At 39.6% G+C, this 16,686-nt stretch carries 16 protein-coding genes and 1 pseudogene; 16 read left to right on the top strand and 1 reads right to left on the bottom strand.

Annotation, left to right across the window (positions count from 1 at the left end):
• Positions 1-217, bottom strand: a pseudogene (locus BLR42_RS23370) (transposase); the annotation flags it as partial.
• A gap of 362 nt (positions 218-579) precedes the next feature.
• Here BLR42_RS23370 and BLR42_RS19610 point away from each other — a divergent pair.
• From BLR42_RS19610 to BLR42_RS19545, 16 genes are all read left to right on the top strand, one after another.
• On the top strand, positions 580-1,311 hold the full coding sequence (locus BLR42_RS19610) for a LytR/AlgR family response regulator transcription factor (protein WP_091872843.1): 732 nt from the start codon (positions 580-582) through the stop codon (positions 1,309-1,311).
• On the top strand, positions 1,312-2,553 hold the full coding sequence (locus tag BLR42_RS19605; protein WP_091872841.1) for a sensor histidine kinase: 1,242 nt from the start codon (positions 1,312-1,314) through the stop codon (positions 2,551-2,553).
• 11 nt (positions 2,554-2,564) lie between these two features.
• Positions 2,565-2,993: a class I SAM-dependent methyltransferase gene (locus BLR42_RS19600; protein WP_091872838.1), complete on the top strand. Its 429-nt coding sequence runs from the start codon at positions 2,565-2,567 to the stop codon at positions 2,991-2,993.
• A 245-nt stretch (positions 2,994-3,238) separates the two neighbouring features.
• The gene (locus BLR42_RS19595) at positions 3,239-5,128 is read left to right on the top strand and encodes an ABC transporter ATP-binding protein (protein ID WP_091872835.1); all 1,890 of its coding nucleotides are present in this window, start codon (positions 3,239-3,241) and stop codon (positions 5,126-5,128) included.
• The gene (locus tag BLR42_RS19590; protein ID WP_091872832.1) at positions 5,121-6,938 is read left to right on the top strand and encodes an ABC transporter ATP-binding protein; all 1,818 of its coding nucleotides are present in this window, start codon (positions 5,121-5,123) and stop codon (positions 6,936-6,938) included. The genes BLR42_RS19595 and BLR42_RS19590 overlap by 8 nt, the downstream gene beginning before the upstream one ends.
• Positions 6,939-7,132: 194 nt before the next feature.
• On the top strand, positions 7,133-7,513 hold the full coding sequence (locus BLR42_RS19585; protein WP_026665353.1) for a BlaI/MecI/CopY family transcriptional regulator: 381 nt from the start codon (positions 7,133-7,135) through the stop codon (positions 7,511-7,513).
• Positions 7,510-8,622: a M56 family metallopeptidase gene (locus BLR42_RS19580; RefSeq protein ID WP_091872829.1), complete on the top strand. Its 1,113-nt coding sequence runs from the start codon at positions 7,510-7,512 to the stop codon at positions 8,620-8,622. Before BLR42_RS19585 ends, BLR42_RS19580 begins: the two co-directional genes overlap by 4 nt.
• Before the next feature lie 104 nt (positions 8,623-8,726).
• Positions 8,727-8,927 (top strand): hypothetical protein, encoded by a 201-nt coding sequence (locus BLR42_RS19575; RefSeq protein WP_091872827.1) that lies wholly within the window; start codon positions 8,727-8,729, stop codon positions 8,925-8,927.
• A gap of 1 nt (position 8,928) precedes the next feature.
• Entirely contained in the window at positions 8,929-9,180 is a 252-nt protein-coding gene (locus BLR42_RS19570) for a hypothetical protein (RefSeq protein WP_091872824.1), read from the top strand.
• Between the two features lie 76 nt (positions 9,181-9,256).
• On the top strand, positions 9,257-9,433 hold the full coding sequence (locus BLR42_RS23070) for a hypothetical protein (RefSeq protein ID WP_170832890.1): 177 nt from the start codon (positions 9,257-9,259) through the stop codon (positions 9,431-9,433).
• Between the two features lie 66 nt (positions 9,434-9,499).
• Positions 9,500-11,992, top strand: coding sequence for an ABC transporter substrate-binding protein (locus tag BLR42_RS19565; RefSeq protein ID WP_091872822.1), 2,493 nt, complete (start codon positions 9,500-9,502; stop codon positions 11,990-11,992).
• 25 nt (positions 11,993-12,017) lie between these two features.
• On the top strand, positions 12,018-13,493 hold the full coding sequence (locus tag BLR42_RS19560; protein WP_091872819.1) for a S41 family peptidase: 1,476 nt from the start codon (positions 12,018-12,020) through the stop codon (positions 13,491-13,493).
• Positions 13,494-13,534: 41 nt separating this feature from the next.
• A complete protein-coding gene (locus BLR42_RS19555) occupies positions 13,535-14,053 on the top strand; it encodes a hypothetical protein (RefSeq protein WP_091872817.1) in 519 nt (172 codons plus the stop codon).
• 99 nt (positions 14,054-14,152) lie between these two features.
• A complete protein-coding gene (locus BLR42_RS23700) occupies positions 14,153-14,359 on the top strand; it encodes a GNAT family N-acetyltransferase (protein ID WP_242879444.1) in 207 nt (68 codons plus the stop codon).
• Positions 14,356-14,682, top strand: coding sequence for a GNAT family N-acetyltransferase (locus tag BLR42_RS23695; protein WP_242879443.1), 327 nt, complete (start codon positions 14,356-14,358; stop codon positions 14,680-14,682). Before BLR42_RS23700 ends, BLR42_RS23695 begins: the two co-directional genes overlap by 4 nt.
• Positions 14,683-15,076: 394 nt before the next feature.
• Positions 15,077-16,663 (top strand): transposase, encoded by a 1,587-nt coding sequence (locus BLR42_RS19545; protein WP_091872814.1) that lies wholly within the window; start codon positions 15,077-15,079, stop codon positions 16,661-16,663.
• Positions 16,664-16,686: the final 23 nt, after the last annotated feature.

Below are 16,686 nucleotides of genomic sequence, written 5' to 3'. Positions count from 1 at the left end.
GCCATTTAAGATAAGCCATGAAATCACGGTAATCCCATGGCTCTACTTTTATGATGACGGGAAGCTTATCAACTTTGAACTTTTGATATTTGGGAGAATGGGAATCGTCGAAAGCCCACTGTTTTAGCGGTATATATCTGCATATGAAGTTTACCAGCCAGCAATTCTGCTGATAGAGTTGGTGGATGATTTCAAGTAAATAAAGTATAATGTTCACGAGCATTGTCTCCTGGTTTTTTGTGAGTTTGGTCGCTGACATTATACCAAAAAGGGAGGTCAATGCTCATTTTATTTTGAACTCCCGATAAATCAAGGCTTTAGAACAAAAAAGAGGTAGTAAATTTGACACTACCTGATAATAAGTGGGGGACTATAATATGAAATTTGTGTTAGCCACCATAGGATTTAGAAATAGTTGTACGGTGTCAGGTATCAGCATTTTACTGGTACCTGTTTTTATATGCTGATGTTAATTATTACAATCTGGGCGTTAATTATTACAATTACCATTTTCAAGCGTATATGGATGCTATAATTTCTTTGTGCATATGAGAGTACATTTGACCTAAGGGAGAGGTAATGAACACTTACAGGATAGCAATATGTGATGACGAAACACTTACATGCCAGGAAATAAAAGATATTCTTGTAAACAATTCGCATCAGATCGGTGTGAACTTCGACACAGAGATTTTTTATACAGGCGAATCACTTATAGAGAACATCAGATGCGGAGCGGCATATGACTTTCTGATACTTGATATAGAACTGGCCAGACTGAGCGGCATTGATGTAGGGAAATTCCTGCGTGAGGAAAACAGAAACTTTCACACTCAGATCATATATGTTTCATCAAAGGAAACCTATGCAATGAAACTGTTTTCGGTACAGCCATTGGACTTCCTTGTTAAGCCGGTAACAGAAGAGACATTATTTAAGGCTCTGAAGCGTGGCTTTGAGATTATTGGAGAATCAGGAGACTATTTTACCTGTAAAGTCGGAAGGGAAGAAATCGCTATCAGCTGTAAGGATATCCTGTATTTATTCAGTAACAAAAGAATAGTAAGCATAGTCTGTCGCGATGAGACCATAGACTATTATGGCAAGCTTTCAGAAGAAATAAAAAAGCTCCCGGATTACTTTGCTCAGATTCATAATTCTTATGTGATCAATTTAAATGCCCTAAAAAAGACCGGCAATGACCGTGTGGTCATGAATAATGGAGAGCAGATCAGCATCAGCCGTAAATATGCTGAGTCCTTTAAGAATAAAATCTTTTCCCGATGGAAGAAAATGTGTTGCGAGGGTTAAATGGAATACTATCTGATAAATGTTTTATGTAATTTTTTACTGCTTCTTGTGATCAGGCGGTTTATGGGGGATTTTCTCCTGTTTGATTCAGATAACAGAGTGAAAAGAGAAGTATATTCTTTGTGCTGGTTCGTGGGTACTATTGCTGTTAATGAACTTTTACATATGCCGGCCATAAATCTCATTGTAAACATTCTGCTGATGATACTAATAGCAAGTGCATATGAGGGCAGTCTGCTAAAGAAAATACTGGTAAGCATGATAATTGCCGTATTAGGAGCTGCCTGTGATATGCTGGCCTATGCAATAACTACACCTTTTTTGAGTAGCTCTGATTATTTCTACAGTCAGCCATTTACGGTTATCTTTCTGCTTATATTGGAAAGAATCCTGGGGGTTACAATCCGCAAGGAAAAGACCTGGGATGTAGTCGGAAAAGAGATGATTGTCCTATCAGGATTCCCGGTTATGGCGGCAGTGATCTTATACTGTGTAACTGCTATGGAATCTGGGGTATACAGACTAATTGCCTGTATATGCGTCGTCGGAATATCTGCGCTGTCCATCGTATTGTACAACAGACTGGCTATTAATCTCGGAGACAAGATGAGGAAAATATACCTTGAACGAGAGGTTGAAGCTTACAGGCATGAGATGGAGCTGATGCGCATTTCAAACAGAAAAGAAGAGAATTTCAGGCATGATCTCCGTCATCATCTGTTTGAAATAGAAGGTTTGGCAAAGCAAGGTGAAGATGAACAGATATGTTCTTATATCGAGGAATTACGAGGGACATTTGCTGATTCAAAGAGGCTGGTCCATACCGGTGAGTATGAAACCGACAGTCTTATCAATTATCTACTTGATAATGCCAGGAACCATCAAATAGAAGTTACCTGCGATGTAAAGATTCCGGAGGATATGGATGTATCCAGATACAAGCTTAATGTAGTTGTTGGAAATCTTCTGGAAAATGCGATAGATGCTGCGTCAAAAGCAAAAGATAAAAAGCTCTTCCTGACTATGAAATATTCAGGGGGAATGCTGTTTTTGCAGATCAAGAATACATTTAGCGGAATAGTAAATATCGATAATGGGCGTATTCATGGCAGAAAGAGCAAAGACAGTCATGGGATTGGACTAAGAAGCGTTCAGGATCTTGTGAATGAGCAGAATGGAACGTTGGATATAACTGTGGAAGAGGATATGTTTGTTGTTGAGGGAATGATTCCGATGGAGTGAGAGAAAACATTATGAAGAAAACAGATAAACTTGTACAATTACTAAATTCTCATATAGAAGATAAAGATATACTAGAGGTGGCTTGTGGTGGAGCAGAATTTTCAATTTCAGCATCTACTATGGCAAAGAGTGTTTCTTGCATTGATTTAGATGACAGCAGACTTAATGAACTGATAAATCATACAGATATTAAATTTCAGATCATGGATGCAAGCAAAATGGATTATCCGGATGATTCATTCGATACTATTGTGATTTATAACGCATTTTATCATATCCAATCGCAGTGGGAAGATATAGCGCGGGAGTGCAGTAGAGTACTTCGAAAAGATGGAAAAATCTGTATTGCTAGTACTTGGAAGTTGGATATAGGATTGATGAAAGAATATTTTGGCAACGATGTTAAATGGGAAGATGAATTTTTGATAGTAATGATGTGAACTGCAGTTTGGATGACTTTTTTTAGAATGTTGATGGGGTATATATGAAAAATTTGATTTTTTGTATTGTTGGAATATGGATTATTATATTTGTTCTTTTATGTCCATTCCCACCACTTTTGGGGATTTCCGGATTGGTATGGAGGGCTATTATAGGAATGCTGGGGTGTTTCATTTTGGGTTCAGGCTTATATGGCAGAAGAAAGTCAGAAAAGTAGAAAGTGTAGAAACGGGAGGAAGTAGCCATGTGGCTTGAGGATGAATACAAAGAAAGTAAAGATAATCCATTACACAAGGAGTTTGGGATATGGAGTAACACCAGATATATCATAGGTAAGATGATTAAGTACAAGCCGGATGTAGTAGCTCTTGTACTGCTTGGGATGGTTTGCTCATCTGTTCTTTCTTATTTTTGGGGGATTTTTAGTAAATATGTAATTGATATTATTCAGATGGGACTTCCGGAAAAAGAGGCTATGGAAAGACTTGTTAAGCTGATCTTTGCCGCAGGATTTATCGCATGCCTTCTCAATATAGGAAGCGTTTTATCGGATTGTCTTGTCTGGTACAGATTTATATATGTACGCATGCATATGATCACCGAGAGAATAGCAAGAGTTCTTTCACTTAAATATGAACTTATTGAAAGACCGGATGTCCTTGATGTTGCAGAGCGTGCAGCCCAGGCGACAGGTGGCAACATGAACGGCGTTGAGGGTATGATGCGTTATATGCAGCAGCTTCTTACCAGTCTTTTTACAGTAGTGGTCACATTTGTGGCAGTTATGGTTTTGGACTTCAGACTAATTCTGGCACTGATAGTATTATGTGTTATTCAGTTTTTGTACTATAGGAAAATAGTTGAGAAGGACAAAAAAGAGGTTTGGGATGAGCTTTCTGATTCCTGGAGAAAGACTGATTATATGGAGAGAGTGACTCAGTACTGTGACCATGCCAAGGAGATCAGGCTCTTTAATCTCTCTGAGTTTCTTTCAAAAAAGCAGGAGGAGACATACCTTGATAAAGAGGAAAAAATGGACCTTCATCATGAGCTTTGGTTCAAAAACTCTTTTGTTACACAGATAGCGAATGTTGTGATCAAGGCGCTGATATATGCGGTACTGTTTTTTGCAGTATTTACAAAAGACTTGTCTGTAGGAAACTTCACACTCTTTTTGTCTCTATCAATGGCTTTTTCTCAGGCACTTTTAAATCTCCTGCAGCGCTTTGGAGATTATAAGAAGGCATCACTGGAAACTGATGATTTCAGATCCTTTATTGAGCTTGATATAGATGACGATGAAAAAGACTGTATAGAGATTCCGAAGGCAGACACCTACGAAATTGAATTTAAGAACGTATCCTACAAGTATGCCAAGGCAGAAACCTATGCTCTTAAGGATCTTAATCTGAAGATTCATCCGGGAGAAAAACTTGCTGTGGTAGGACTAAACGGCGCAGGAAAAACTACAATGATCAAGCTCCTATTAAGGCTCTACGATCCAACAGAAGGTGTTATTACCCTCAATGGCACAGATATCAGAAAATACAGGAGAGAAGATTATTACAGACTATTTGCTCCGGTATTTCAGAATGTTGAGATATTCGCATTCCTTATGTCTGAGAATATCGCCATGTATAGCAGGGACAAGCTCGATGGAGACAGGGCAAAAGAGTGTGCTATTTCCGCCGGGCTTGAAGAAAAGTTAAATTCACTCATAAAAGGAATTGATACACCGCTTACAAATGTTGTAGAAGAAGATGGTATCGATTTATCCGGTGGCGAAAAACAAAAGCTGGCTCTGGCAAGGGCTCTGTATAAAGGCTCTAAGATAGTTGTCCTGGATGAGCCCACCTCTGCCCTTGATGCCATTGCTGAGCAAAGGCTCTATGAGCAGTTTGATGAAATGATCGGAGAAAAGAGTGCAGTTTATATCTCGCACAGACTTGCATCTACCAGATTTTGTGACAAAGTAGCAATGTTTGAAAATGGAAGCATGGTGGAACTTGGAAGTCACGATGAGCTTATGGAGAAGAACGGAAAATACGCAGATATGTTTAACGTACAAGCTCAGTATTACCGTGATAATGAGGAAGGTGAGGAAACGCAGCAGGAGGTAGAGAAGGTTGGCTAACTTAAATAAAGACAGTAAAGAAAATGTTTCTGCTCTCCATAAGATACGAAAAGTTGTAGCTCTTTTGTTTTCGACAACATATAAAAAATACCCCGGATTTTTTATATGGGAAAGCATAAAAGCAGTTTCTCAGATTCTTCAACCCTTTGTGGCAATCATGATTTCACCTCTTATAGTTGATGAGATAGTAGGTGAAAGAGATTTAAGAAAACTGGTAATTCTCGCAGCAAGTCTTATTATAGGTGAATTCGTTATTTCAATGGTTACCAGCCGCAGTAATACTGTACTGAGTAAATACCAGCAAAGACTTGATGACTATTTTTCAATACTCATGGGGAAACATTCCATGGAACTGGATTATCAGCTCACAGAGGATAAAGAGGCTCTGGATCAGATTGAAAAAGCAAGAACAGGAATGAGCTGGTACTCAGGGGGAGTTTATGGCATTTCTGAAATCCTTTTTATGTTCATTACCAACATAGTCAGAGCCATTGGATTTGTGGTTGTTATAGCTCTTCATGCACCGCTCCTGCTTCTTCTTTTGGCTATATACTCGCTAGTAAATCTATATGTGGTTTCCAAGCAGAATAAGATAGAAATTGAAGCCTTTGGAAAACTATCCAAGGTAAACAGACTGTTTGGCTACTTTGGCTGGGAAATAGTAGATCCAAGATTTGGTAAGGATATCCGTCTTTATGACGCTCAGAACCTTATGTTGGACTGCTGGAAAAATAATACGGATAAGAGCAATAAGCACTGGAGATGGCAGGCAGTAACCCAGCTTCCATATAGTATAGGTGTTAATGTAATATCTGCTATAAAAGGTGCTGCAGCATACTTTTATGTAGCTCTTTTGGCTATAAAGGGAGTCTATGGTATTGGAACCTTAGTGCAGCTAATCAGCACAGAAGCAGCTCTCAACGGAACTTTGAGCGGACTTGTTTACAATGTGACTGAGCTTATCAAGGATTGCAACTATGCCTATGAGTATGTTTTATTTATGGAATATCCGGAGGCTCTTCCCAAGGGAGAAAAAGAGATTTCTAAAAAGCCCCATGAAATCGAATTCAAGCATGTTTCTTTTTCCTATCCGGGAACTGGTAAAAAGATTCTTGATGATATCAGTATTAAGATTAGACCCGGTGAGCATTTGTCTATTGTGGGTCTAAATGGCGCCGGCAAAACTACTTTTATTAAGCTGCTCTGTAGGCTTTATGATCCCACAGAAGGTCAGATTTTGGTTGATGGAATAGATATAAGAGATTACGATTACAGTCAGTATATGCAGCAGTTTGCTCCGGTATTTCAGGATTTTAAGCTTTTTTCTTTTCCTATAGAAGAGAATATAGCGTTTGATAGCCTTGATGAGGGCAAGGTTGATGAGTACATTGACCTTGTAGGACTAAGGGATAGAATTGATGAGCTTGAAAAGGGCGCAAAGACTAATTTATTCAAGTATTTTGATGAAAAGGGAATAGAACCTTCCGGAGGAGAACAGCAAAAGATTGCAATTGCAAGGGCTTTATATAAGAATAGCCCTGTAGTTATCCTGGATGAGCCTACCTCTGCCCTTGATCCATTGGCTGAATACGAGGTTTACAAACAGTTCCATACCCTTGTTGGTGGTAAAACCGCTTTTTATATTTCGCACAGATTATCAAGCTGCAAGTTCTGTGACAGAATAGCAGTTTTCTCCGAAGGACATATTGCAGAGTACGGCACACATGATGAGCTCGTAAAAATGCGAGATGGCATATACGCCACCATGTTTGAGGCGCAAGCGAAATACTATAGGGATGTGAGTGCATAAGAGAACTGCCCACAGTGACTTCAAAAGCTTTTAGGTTTTCCTGAGAGCTTTTTGTTTAATAAAAACAAAAAGATACAGTCAAATAAAATTGACTCACACTGACAAATGACATATACTTTTATTGTGACATTTGGGGAAATCAGCCGTATCAGGCGAAATTCAAATTGTTTAAATAAAATACAGGGAGATAACGGATGTACTTAACACAGAGTGAGATGGAGATAATGCAGGCATACTGGACAGCGGAGAAAGAGATGTCTTTGGCAGAGCTGATCGAGGCAAGTCCTAACAGGTGTTGGAAGGACAGATCAGGTTTTTCTATCATAAACAGTCTTATAAAGAAAGGCCTTCTTAAAGAAGTGGGATATACGCACAGTGGGAAGACAATTGCCAGGACTTTTGCACCTGAGGTCAGCTGCACGGAATATATGATGGAAGAACTGATGCAATATGAAGGGAAGATATCTTTGCCTCAGCTGGTTTCAGGGATAATTGGGACTGGAAAAGTTGATGCGGATGAAATAGAAGAACTGGACAGACTTGTAAAAGAAAAGAAGAAGGAAATCGGAAAATGATAAGTATAAGTACCTGGTCTGTGTTTACTGCGATGTTTTTTGGAACAGCGGTTGCACTGACTTTTCATATAGCTGTGCAAAGAGATAGCAACATGTTTTCCGCAGGAATGACCCCATGGATTGCAGCATTTGTCATGCTTCTTGTAAGAATCATAATTCCCATAGAAACATGCATTTCATTTGTAATCCCATCGAGGATAGTGATGACAGGCCTTAATGATTTTTTGAACTCAAGGATAGGCAATGTTATATCTATAGGTTCACTGATGATAGTCATATGGATTGCCGGTGCTACTTTTGCAATCGGCTTCTGGGGATATAAGGTCTTAAAAAACAGAAACAGTATTAGACTTTTAATTATACAGGGTAAAGAGCTTCCTAAGGAATATGCCTTTATAGCAAGGAGCGCGGGCCTGGATCCGAAGAAAATAGTAATGTCTGAATTTATTGAAGAGGCTGTTTCGGTTGGGGTTATAAATTATGGTGTGATATTGCCAGCGGTGGATTATTCGGACCTGGATATCAGAAATATCTTATTCCATGAAGCATCACATATCAAACACAGGGATGTCCTAATCAAAATGCTGCTTCATCTTGCAAGCTGTATTTTGTGGTGGAATCCGGTGCTTAGACTCCTTGAAGTTGATTTTGAAATGCTTTCTGAAAGAAGATGCGATGAAGCTGCTGTAAGAGGTTACTCACAGGAAGAGAAGATCAGTTATATTGAGACCATGAAAAAGATGGCAGTCATAAGAGCGATGAAGCCTTATGGGTACAGCGTGGCAAGCTTTTCAGGAATTACGCAGAAAAGAATGCTTGTATCAAGAGCACGCCGAGTATTCTTGGATATAAGAACAGATAAAAGGAAGAATTCTGTGATCATAATGCTGGGACTGGTTCTTCTTTTTGCATCATACGTACCGGTCATACAGCCTCTCTATGATCCGCCTTATGTTGAGGACGAAATATTCATAACAAAGGATAATGCATATTTACAGCTTACGCCGGACGGATATGACTTGTATGTTGATGGCGAGCTTTTTGAACAACATATACCTAAAAAAGAATTAAAGGTGGAGCCATATAACATGTTGGAGATAAGAAAATAGAAAAGGATGGGATTAATTGTCCCGAAATTAAATGCTCACGCGTTATATAAATGAGGGGTTAAAAGGTACCGGAGAAGGGAAAAAACTTTGTTGGGAGGATTTGCATGAAAAATATATTTGCAAAAGTTAGATTTATGGCAGTTTTAATCGGCATCATCGCGGCTTTTATGATTTTTTTATGTACAAGACCATCTAGAGAAAAACAAATAGTAGCCTTTGTAGAAGAGAATAAACTTCAACTTACAGATATAGCTCAGAACATGATGGATGGGGATTTGTCTAAAAAAAACATTCAAAAAGGCTAAAATGGATGGAGTTTTCAGAAATTCAGAGAGTGAAGAAATTGTTCAATTTACGTATACAGGAAAAGGAATAATTCCTGCTTCCAAGTATTATGGCTTTTATTATTCTCCTTCAGATCAGCCACAAGCTTTTCAGAATGTTGATGTCAATTTGGAAGCAGAAAATGGCTACTGGAAGTGGCATGACGAAGGTGATAATGGCGGAATAACTAAGAAAATTGGTAACGGCTGGTATTATTACGAAGCATGGTTTTAATAATGACATTTCCTGATTAGTACAGTCTTGTGTAGAAAGTTAGTTGTTCATTCTAAAGATCAGCGGAGGGAATAATATGCATACAAAAAAGCTGGTAGTAATCTGCTTGGGGGTAATTGTGGCAATAATTATAACGGTAGTGTCATTTGGGGATATGTCTGCCAAACCAGAGCCGTTAACTAATGGTCCTGAATTAAATAAAGAAGTTACATTTGATGACATTAAAAGCTGTGGATGGGTTGACTGTTTTTAAAAGTCGATACTTATGGCATTACATAACGAGATTGAGATAAGGCTTTCAAAATAGGAGAAAAGGGTTATGAAAAAGAGTTTTTGGAAGAAGGGGCTTACCATGGGGATGGTATGCACCATGGTTTTTACAAGTGCGTGTGGAAAAAAAGAGACTGCACCTGAGCAGGAAAAAACCAAAGTGGAGTCCAGGATTGATAAGGATCATGTCTACCGGATGGAGGATATAGAACTGCCGGTCAATGGGGACAGCTATATTCAGAATTGCTGTACAACAAAGGAGAATTTCTATACGCTGGTAGATTTTTATGGTGAAGATGAGGATGAGGATGAGATCTCCCTGTTTAAAATGAGATTTGATACAGAAAATGTCGAGAAGGTCCCACTTGATACAGAAGGTAATACCTCATACAGATGTCTGGCAGTTGATGAGAAAGAAAATCTTTATCTCATAAAGACTGTGTACTCTGATGAATACATGGCTAAGATCCAGGCAATGGAGGATGAAGAAGAGTCTGATGAAGAAGTTGTTTCAGATAGCGAAAGTGCTGAAACAGCGGAAGAAACATCCGTGGAAGAAGCTGGTTCAAAAGAGGATGAAGATTCAGATAAGGCTACAGAAGAAGCAGACTCAGCTAATAATAATGAAGAAAATGTAGAAGCAGCAACTGATGATACAACAATGTCAGAAGAAGCTACTGATTCCGATGTTAAAACCACTATGGTCAAGCTGTCTCCTTCAGGGGATGTTATATGGGATCAGCCTCTCACGGAATCTGATGCCAAGGATTATGTCCGCTCCATGATATATGTTAAGGACAAAGGTATCCTTACTCAGAGTAGTGGAAAATTTTCATTCTATGATGAGAATACCGGTGAGGGAAAACATATCGCAGAGAGAAAGCCTGATGGTGATGACGATTACTATTATGCATACATGTATGCCATGAGGGATGGCAGCATATACATCTATGAAGATAATTGGGATGGTGATTCGACAGGGCTTGTTAAATTCAACCCGGATAACATGTCATTTGACGGAGAGGCATCCCTTCCAGAAGGCGTATATGGCGGAAGCAGTTTATATCCCGGAAAATGCTATGATTTTTATATAGCTGATTCCACAAGTATAAGTGCATTCAATATTGGTGATGAGAAAACAACCCTTATCTGCGATCTGACATCATCTGACATACTGTCCAATTATTTCAGCTATGTAGGAGATGATGAGAGTGGAAAGCTGTATGTGCTTAATAACGATGAAGACAGTGAACCGATGCTTGCAAGCATGGTAAAAGTTGATCCGTCAGAAATTGCTGATAAGGAGACGATCACAATCGGTACCGTCTGGACACCGATGGATGTTAGAAAGCAGGTAGTCAGGTTCAACAGAAAGAGCGACAAATACAGGATAAGTCTGATCGACTATGCAGATGATAACCTGGATGATACAGGCGATGCCTACAGCGATTCCATAAATAAACTGGGACTTGACCTTGTACAGGGACAGGGCCCGGATATGCTGATTGTTGACTATGATATGCCGATTCAGAGCTATGCCGAAAAGGGCGTTTTTGAGCCTTTGGATTCCTATATTGAAAACGATACCGACATACAGCTCTCTGATTATGTGACAAATATTGTGGATTCGACCCGTGTTGGCGGAAAGCTTTATACAGTTGTTCCTTCGTTCTCGGTCAGCACTTGTGTTGCTGCTAAGGATAATGTAGGAGATGAAAAGGTCACACTTGGGAATTATAAGGATATTTGTGAAAAGAACGGTATAGACCCTGCTGTCGGCATGGGAGCAATGACCAGAAATTCAGCTTCTGAACTGTATGCCACTACAGGAACTACATATATAGACTATGAAAATGCGACCTGCAACTATGATTCTGAAGGCTTTGTTGATCTTTTGAAATTTGTAAAACAGTTCCCTGAGGAAATGGATGAGGATATGGATTACGAAGAATATGATACCTATTACAGGGAAAACAAGTCACTTCTTCTGTCATATAATATTTCTTCCTTCAAAGAATATCAGGTGCTGGAAAAGGGATATTTTGGCAAAGATATAGTGTTTAACGGCTTTCCCACAGTCGATGGTGGAGAGTCTTATATTTCAGTTAATACACAAATAGCAATGAACAAGGATTGTAAAAACAAGGAAGCAGCATGGGAATTCATGAAATCATTTCTTGTAGATGATTATCAGGACCGTCTGGATTATGGATTCCCAATCAAGACAAGTGCCTTGGAAGCTCAGGCTGAGAAGGCTCAGCATAAGCCGTATTACATCGATAGTGATGGCAAAAAAGTTGAGACCTCAGAATCCTGGCATGCAGGTGGACAGGATATAGAAATCACAGAGATGTCAAAGGAAGAAACAGGCAAGCTTATTGATTTCATCAAATCCCTGACTAATACTGTAGCGTATGAAAATAAAGTAGAGACTATCATATATGAAGAGGCAGATGCTTTCTATGAGGATCAGAAATCTGCAGAGGAGGTAGCTGATATCATTCAGAGCAGGGTTAGCATTTACCTCAGTGAGAATAACTGATGGCTGGGAAATAGGGGTAAAGGGTATGGTAATGAGCTTTTGGTCCAAGAGAATCACTATTGGGGCAGTATTCATCATGCTTTTACTGAATGGATGCGGAAATGGTTCATCAAGACAAAATGTAATGGAAGATCCTGCGGATATAAAATCATTAACAGATGCTACACCGGTTACAGCAGATGAGTATGGGAAATATATTGAGAAACAGATATCAGATGTAATGGCGGAACTGCTAAACATAGGCGATGCAGAGGCTGAAACTATTGTATCTGATGATTTAGTGGTTCAAGAAGTTTCTATCGATACTGGGGCACGTGAGTTATCTGAAGATGATAAAGACAATTTGATAAAGCAGATTAAGGTATTTTGTGGTAACGATGTTAGCATTACCTTTAGCCAGGAAAAAGGTGAAGCTCCATATATGAGCGACTATGAGGTACTGTGGGATGAGCTTCAATACAGTTATCCTTACCTGCCATGTCTTGAAGAAAAAGGCATAGATGTTGATGATATATACGACAGATATGCTGAGAAAACCAAGGATATTACTGAAGAAGATGACTTCTACGGCATGTTACAAAACATGTTAGCTGAACTACAAAACTTTGCACATCTGAATATCGCTTCACCCGAAGATTATGCATCTTTATATAACATATTTGTAAATGATGATTATTACAGAGAAACTGAGAGGACATATTACGAGATAGTCACAGATCCAAAACTTTCAAAACGTTATAAAATACTGGAGTCATCAGAACAATTTGTGCAGGATACTCAGGAGCAGTTTCCGGATGTCTTTATGCAATATATCGCTGATTGTAAGGCGTTGTATATTAAAATTCCATCTTTTCAGTACGAATTGGTGGACAGGGATAGCAACATAGTTTATGAAGGTTTGAAAAAATATCCTGAGGCAGAGAATATAATTTTCGATATTACAACAAATGGTGGCGGTAGCGATGGATACTGGATGGAGAATCTGGTTGCACCTTTTGGTGGTACATATGAGTTTGGATATCGGTCTTTTTTTAAGTCTACGCCATTAATCAATAAGTATTATGCGGATTCTGAATCAAAACCTGTTTCTGAACTTTCAGACGCGCCGGAATGGGCTTCAGAGTTGGGGCTTGACCGATATTATACGAATACATGGACTCTTTCAGAGGAAGACTTTGATGGAGAGATAATTGATAGGGACATAAAGAAATGGGTTCTGATAAGCAACAGAGTGTATTCAGCTTCGGAGAAATTTGTTTGCTTTTGTAAAGCTACCGGATGGGCGACATTAGTAGGAACAAAAACCTCAGGTGATGGCTTGGGACCGACACCGGTGATGCTCCTACTTCCTGATTCAGGATTACTAATACGATTTTCAGGAAATGTTGGAGAAAATCCGGATGGCAGTATAAATGCAGTAGCCGGGACAAATCCGGATATCATGTGTATCAAGGATGAGACACCGCTTGACCGGTGTCTCGAGGAGATACGAAATAAATGATTATATGAGATATACGAGAAATATATTGGAGAGGATTGGGTATGAGAAAACACACAATTAAGGCAATAATAAATTCACTTGAGGGAATCATTTTGGATGATAAGAAGATTTTGCTGGGGATGAGTAAAAGCGAAGTCGTCAGCCTTCTTGGAAATGCAGATATATGGGAGAACTGCTATTATTATTTTGATAGTGATCTTGCTATCGATTTTGATGAAAGTGACAAAGTTCAGTTCATAGATTTTCTGGGTGGAAAAAATGGATGCATAAAACCTTATATTTATGGCATGGCTGCTTTTGATAGCGACGCTGATGATTTAGTTGAGGTTTTGAAATCTCATAACAATGACAGAATTGATTATGATGAAAATGGATATGCATATAACTTTAATGAAATAAGCATTGGTATTTCCAGAGAGTCAACTCCTGAAGGAGTTCAGAGAGATATTGAAGAAATGAAGGCAGACGGAGAATATGATCAGGACTATGTTGATTCAGAGCTCGAACTCGCCAGACATTGGGCTACAATAGGTATGGGAAGACCCAACTATTATGGCTAGACTGAACATAGCCATTTAACTAAGAAATGCAGAATGTGAGCTTTAGCGATAGAGCAGAGATAATGATTTTGTATTCATTAAATTGGAAGGTTTATAAAAATGATACATGCTGAGATTAAAGGGAAATATATAATTCTACGGGAACAAAAAGAAGAGGACGCAAAGTTCTTTGCAGAATGGTTCAACCAGCCAGAAATTATGTTTCAATGCGGATTTACGGATACTACGAATGAGGAAGAAGAAAAAAATATATCAACAAATGCCATAAATCAGAAGATTCTGTATGGTTTACTATCACGGATATGAACGGGGCAATTATAGGAGAAACTGGGCTACTCAGAATGTTTCCTGTATGGCATTGTACCGACTTGACAATAATAATTCCAAATCCTGAAATGCAGCATAAAGGATATGGTACAGAGGCAATACGTCTCATGTTGGATATGGCTTTTAATGAATTTGAAATGAACCGTGTATCTATCGGAGTAGTGGGACTCAATACAGATGCTTTGAAATTCTACAAAAAAATCGGTTTCAAGCAGGAGGGCGTCCAAGAACAAGGTTATTACTACAACGGAGAGTACAGCGATTTTGTTATGATGCGAATCCTGTGTGATGAATGGTCGTAATTCCAAGATACAAACACTGTAATAACGTTACCGTTACGGAAGGAATAAGATGGCTTATGAAGATCAGCAAATAGTTCAAGAATGGTTAGATGCACTCATAAAGCTTAATGATTAGCGCATAGCCGTTTAACGACAATAGGGGAATGTAATCACGTCTAACTATAATAAAACTTTCCCAAATCGTCGGACTATAGGTTAAGCCCCTAAATCCGCGGTTTGTTACTTCAATTGTCAGAAAATGAGTGCACCAAAGGCAAAAATCCTTGGTAAACCGCATCATTTTCCCTGATTTTTACTGCACTTTGACATCAGATTTTTGTAAAATGGGACAAAGAAAACTTGATTATATAGTCCGACTATGGTATAATAGGACTATATAAAAGGAGGTTTTCTTATGCCAGTTCCAGCAGATATCCGTGCAGTTCCCAGACCAGTGAATACTATTGTAGATGACAGCGGACGTGACGGCCCTAAAAGGTACGCCGTTAGAGAAAGAGCATCCACAAAATATGTTGCAGGCGGAAATCCTCAGCCGCGCAACGGAAAGGTTGTCGGACATATTATCAATCACGAGTATGTCCCTGTTGAGACAACTGTTTCATCGGCTCCGGTGGTTCCTGATATGCTGTCCTATGGCTCATCTGCTCTTGTACACTCGGTGACCCGGGACATTGAAAAAGATCTGCTGGCAGTTTACGACCCTTCCGATGTCTATGCGATTATGGCAATCGCTTCGCTCAGGGTCATTAAGCCTCAGGTTACTGACAGCAGGCTTTCGACACACTACAATCGTTGTTTTGTCTGTAAGGACTATCCTGGTGCAGCCATATCGAAAAACTCTGTCAATAAGCTGTTTAACATGATTGGTATGGACGGAGCACGGCGCAGTAAGTTTTATCGGCTGCGCATGAAAGCTACATCCGCTGACCATCACGTAGCAATTGATGGCACCTTAAAGCAGGACACAAGCATAGTCAATGACCTGTCGGCATACTCCTACAAAGCTAGAGTACGAGGATGCAGCGAGGTCTCCGTTCTCTATGCTTACGATATTGAACTGATGGAACCCATATGTGCCGAGATATTCCCTGGCAACAGTATAGATTCAAAGTCATATCCGGCATTTATACGCGATAATGATCTTAGAAGAGGAATCATTGTCGCAGATAAGGGCTTTCCTCCGAGCAAGATTAAAGAAGAGCTCTCAGAAAGACCTGATCTTCATTTCCTTACACCTATCAAGCGAAATGACAAACGCATTTCTGATAATGACATGCTCTCGTTTGATGGTGTACTTTCGGGCATAGATGCCCATGTTGTTTATAAAAAAGCCAGAATTAAAGGTGGTCGTTACCTTTATGCCTTCAAAGATGCGAAAAAGGCTGCAAAGGAAGAATCAACCTACATTGCAAACGCCAAGCGTAAGAATACTTTTTCTCCCGAGAAGTACGCTGAGAAAAGAAACACGTTCGGCGTAATGGTTCTCGAATCAGATCAGGATCTTGCCCCTGAAGTGGCATACAAGTGTTATCAGGACCGCTGGCTTCTGGAGATGGTCTTTAAACGTTACAAGAGCGATGAGTGCCTTGACCATACCGGTGAGCAGGGCGACTTTGCTGTAATAGGCAGCGAGTTTGTAAACTTTATCTCAACTGTTGCAACCTGCAGGATTATCCGCAAAGCCGAAAATGCTGGACTTCTGAAACAGATGTCCTATGGTGAACTCATGGATGATCTTTCATCAGCATGGCGTAGGGCGGATGCACCTGCAGAGCCATCATCCGCTGACGGGTTTTGGGTGCACACAATACAAACCGCAATGGAAGAGCTCGAAGCTCTTGGGCTTTCAAAGCCGGCTCCAAAGCCTGAGCCTAAGAAACGCGGGCGAAAGCCGAAGCCAAAGGATCAAGTTGAAATAAAACCCAAGCGGCCACGTGGTCGCCCAAGAAAGGAAGCTAACCCTTCTGTCGGAAATCTATAGTCCGGCAGATTGGGAAACTTTTA

The organism is Butyrivibrio sp. INlla16 (genome assembly GCF_900104155.1).
In the GTDB taxonomy this organism is placed as follows: domain Bacteria; phylum Bacillota; class Clostridia; order Lachnospirales; family Lachnospiraceae; genus Butyrivibrio.
Note: the sequence above shows the minus strand (reverse complement) of the source record. Positions and strands in the feature narration are given on the sequence as shown.

Coding starts and splice junctions, on each gene's coding strand:
- BLR42_RS19610 (WP_091872843.1), top strand. CDS start 580: ATGAACACTTACAGGATAGCAATATGTGATGACGAAACACTTACATGC.
- BLR42_RS19605 (WP_091872841.1), top strand. CDS start 1,312: ATGGAATACTATCTGATAAATGTTTTATGTAATTTTTTACTGCTTCTT.
- BLR42_RS19600 (WP_091872838.1), top strand. CDS start 2,565: ATGAAGAAAACAGATAAACTTGTACAATTACTAAATTCTCATATAGAA.
- BLR42_RS19595 (WP_091872835.1), top strand. CDS start 3,239: ATGTGGCTTGAGGATGAATACAAAGAAAGTAAAGATAATCCATTACAC.
- BLR42_RS19585 (WP_026665353.1), top strand. CDS start 7,133: ATGTACTTAACACAGAGTGAGATGGAGATAATGCAGGCATACTGGACA.
- BLR42_RS19580 (WP_091872829.1), top strand. CDS start 7,510: ATGATAAGTATAAGTACCTGGTCTGTGTTTACTGCGATGTTTTTTGGA.
- BLR42_RS19575 (WP_091872827.1), top strand. CDS start 8,727: ATGAAAAATATATTTGCAAAAGTTAGATTTATGGCAGTTTTAATCGGC.
- BLR42_RS19570 (WP_091872824.1), top strand. CDS start 8,929: ATGGATGGAGTTTTCAGAAATTCAGAGAGTGAAGAAATTGTTCAATTT.
- BLR42_RS23070 (WP_170832890.1), top strand. CDS start 9,257: ATGCATACAAAAAAGCTGGTAGTAATCTGCTTGGGGGTAATTGTGGCA.
- BLR42_RS19565 (WP_091872822.1), top strand. CDS start 9,500: ATGAAAAAGAGTTTTTGGAAGAAGGGGCTTACCATGGGGATGGTATGC.
- BLR42_RS19560 (WP_091872819.1), top strand. CDS start 12,018: ATGGTAATGAGCTTTTGGTCCAAGAGAATCACTATTGGGGCAGTATTC.
- BLR42_RS19555 (WP_091872817.1), top strand. CDS start 13,535: ATGAGAAAACACACAATTAAGGCAATAATAAATTCACTTGAGGGAATC.
- BLR42_RS23700 (WP_242879444.1), top strand. CDS start 14,153: ATGATACATGCTGAGATTAAAGGGAAATATATAATTCTACGGGAACAA.
- BLR42_RS23695 (WP_242879443.1), top strand. CDS start 14,356: ATGAACGGGGCAATTATAGGAGAAACTGGGCTACTCAGAATGTTTCCT.
- BLR42_RS19545 (WP_091872814.1), top strand. CDS start 15,077: ATGCCAGTTCCAGCAGATATCCGTGCAGTTCCCAGACCAGTGAATACT.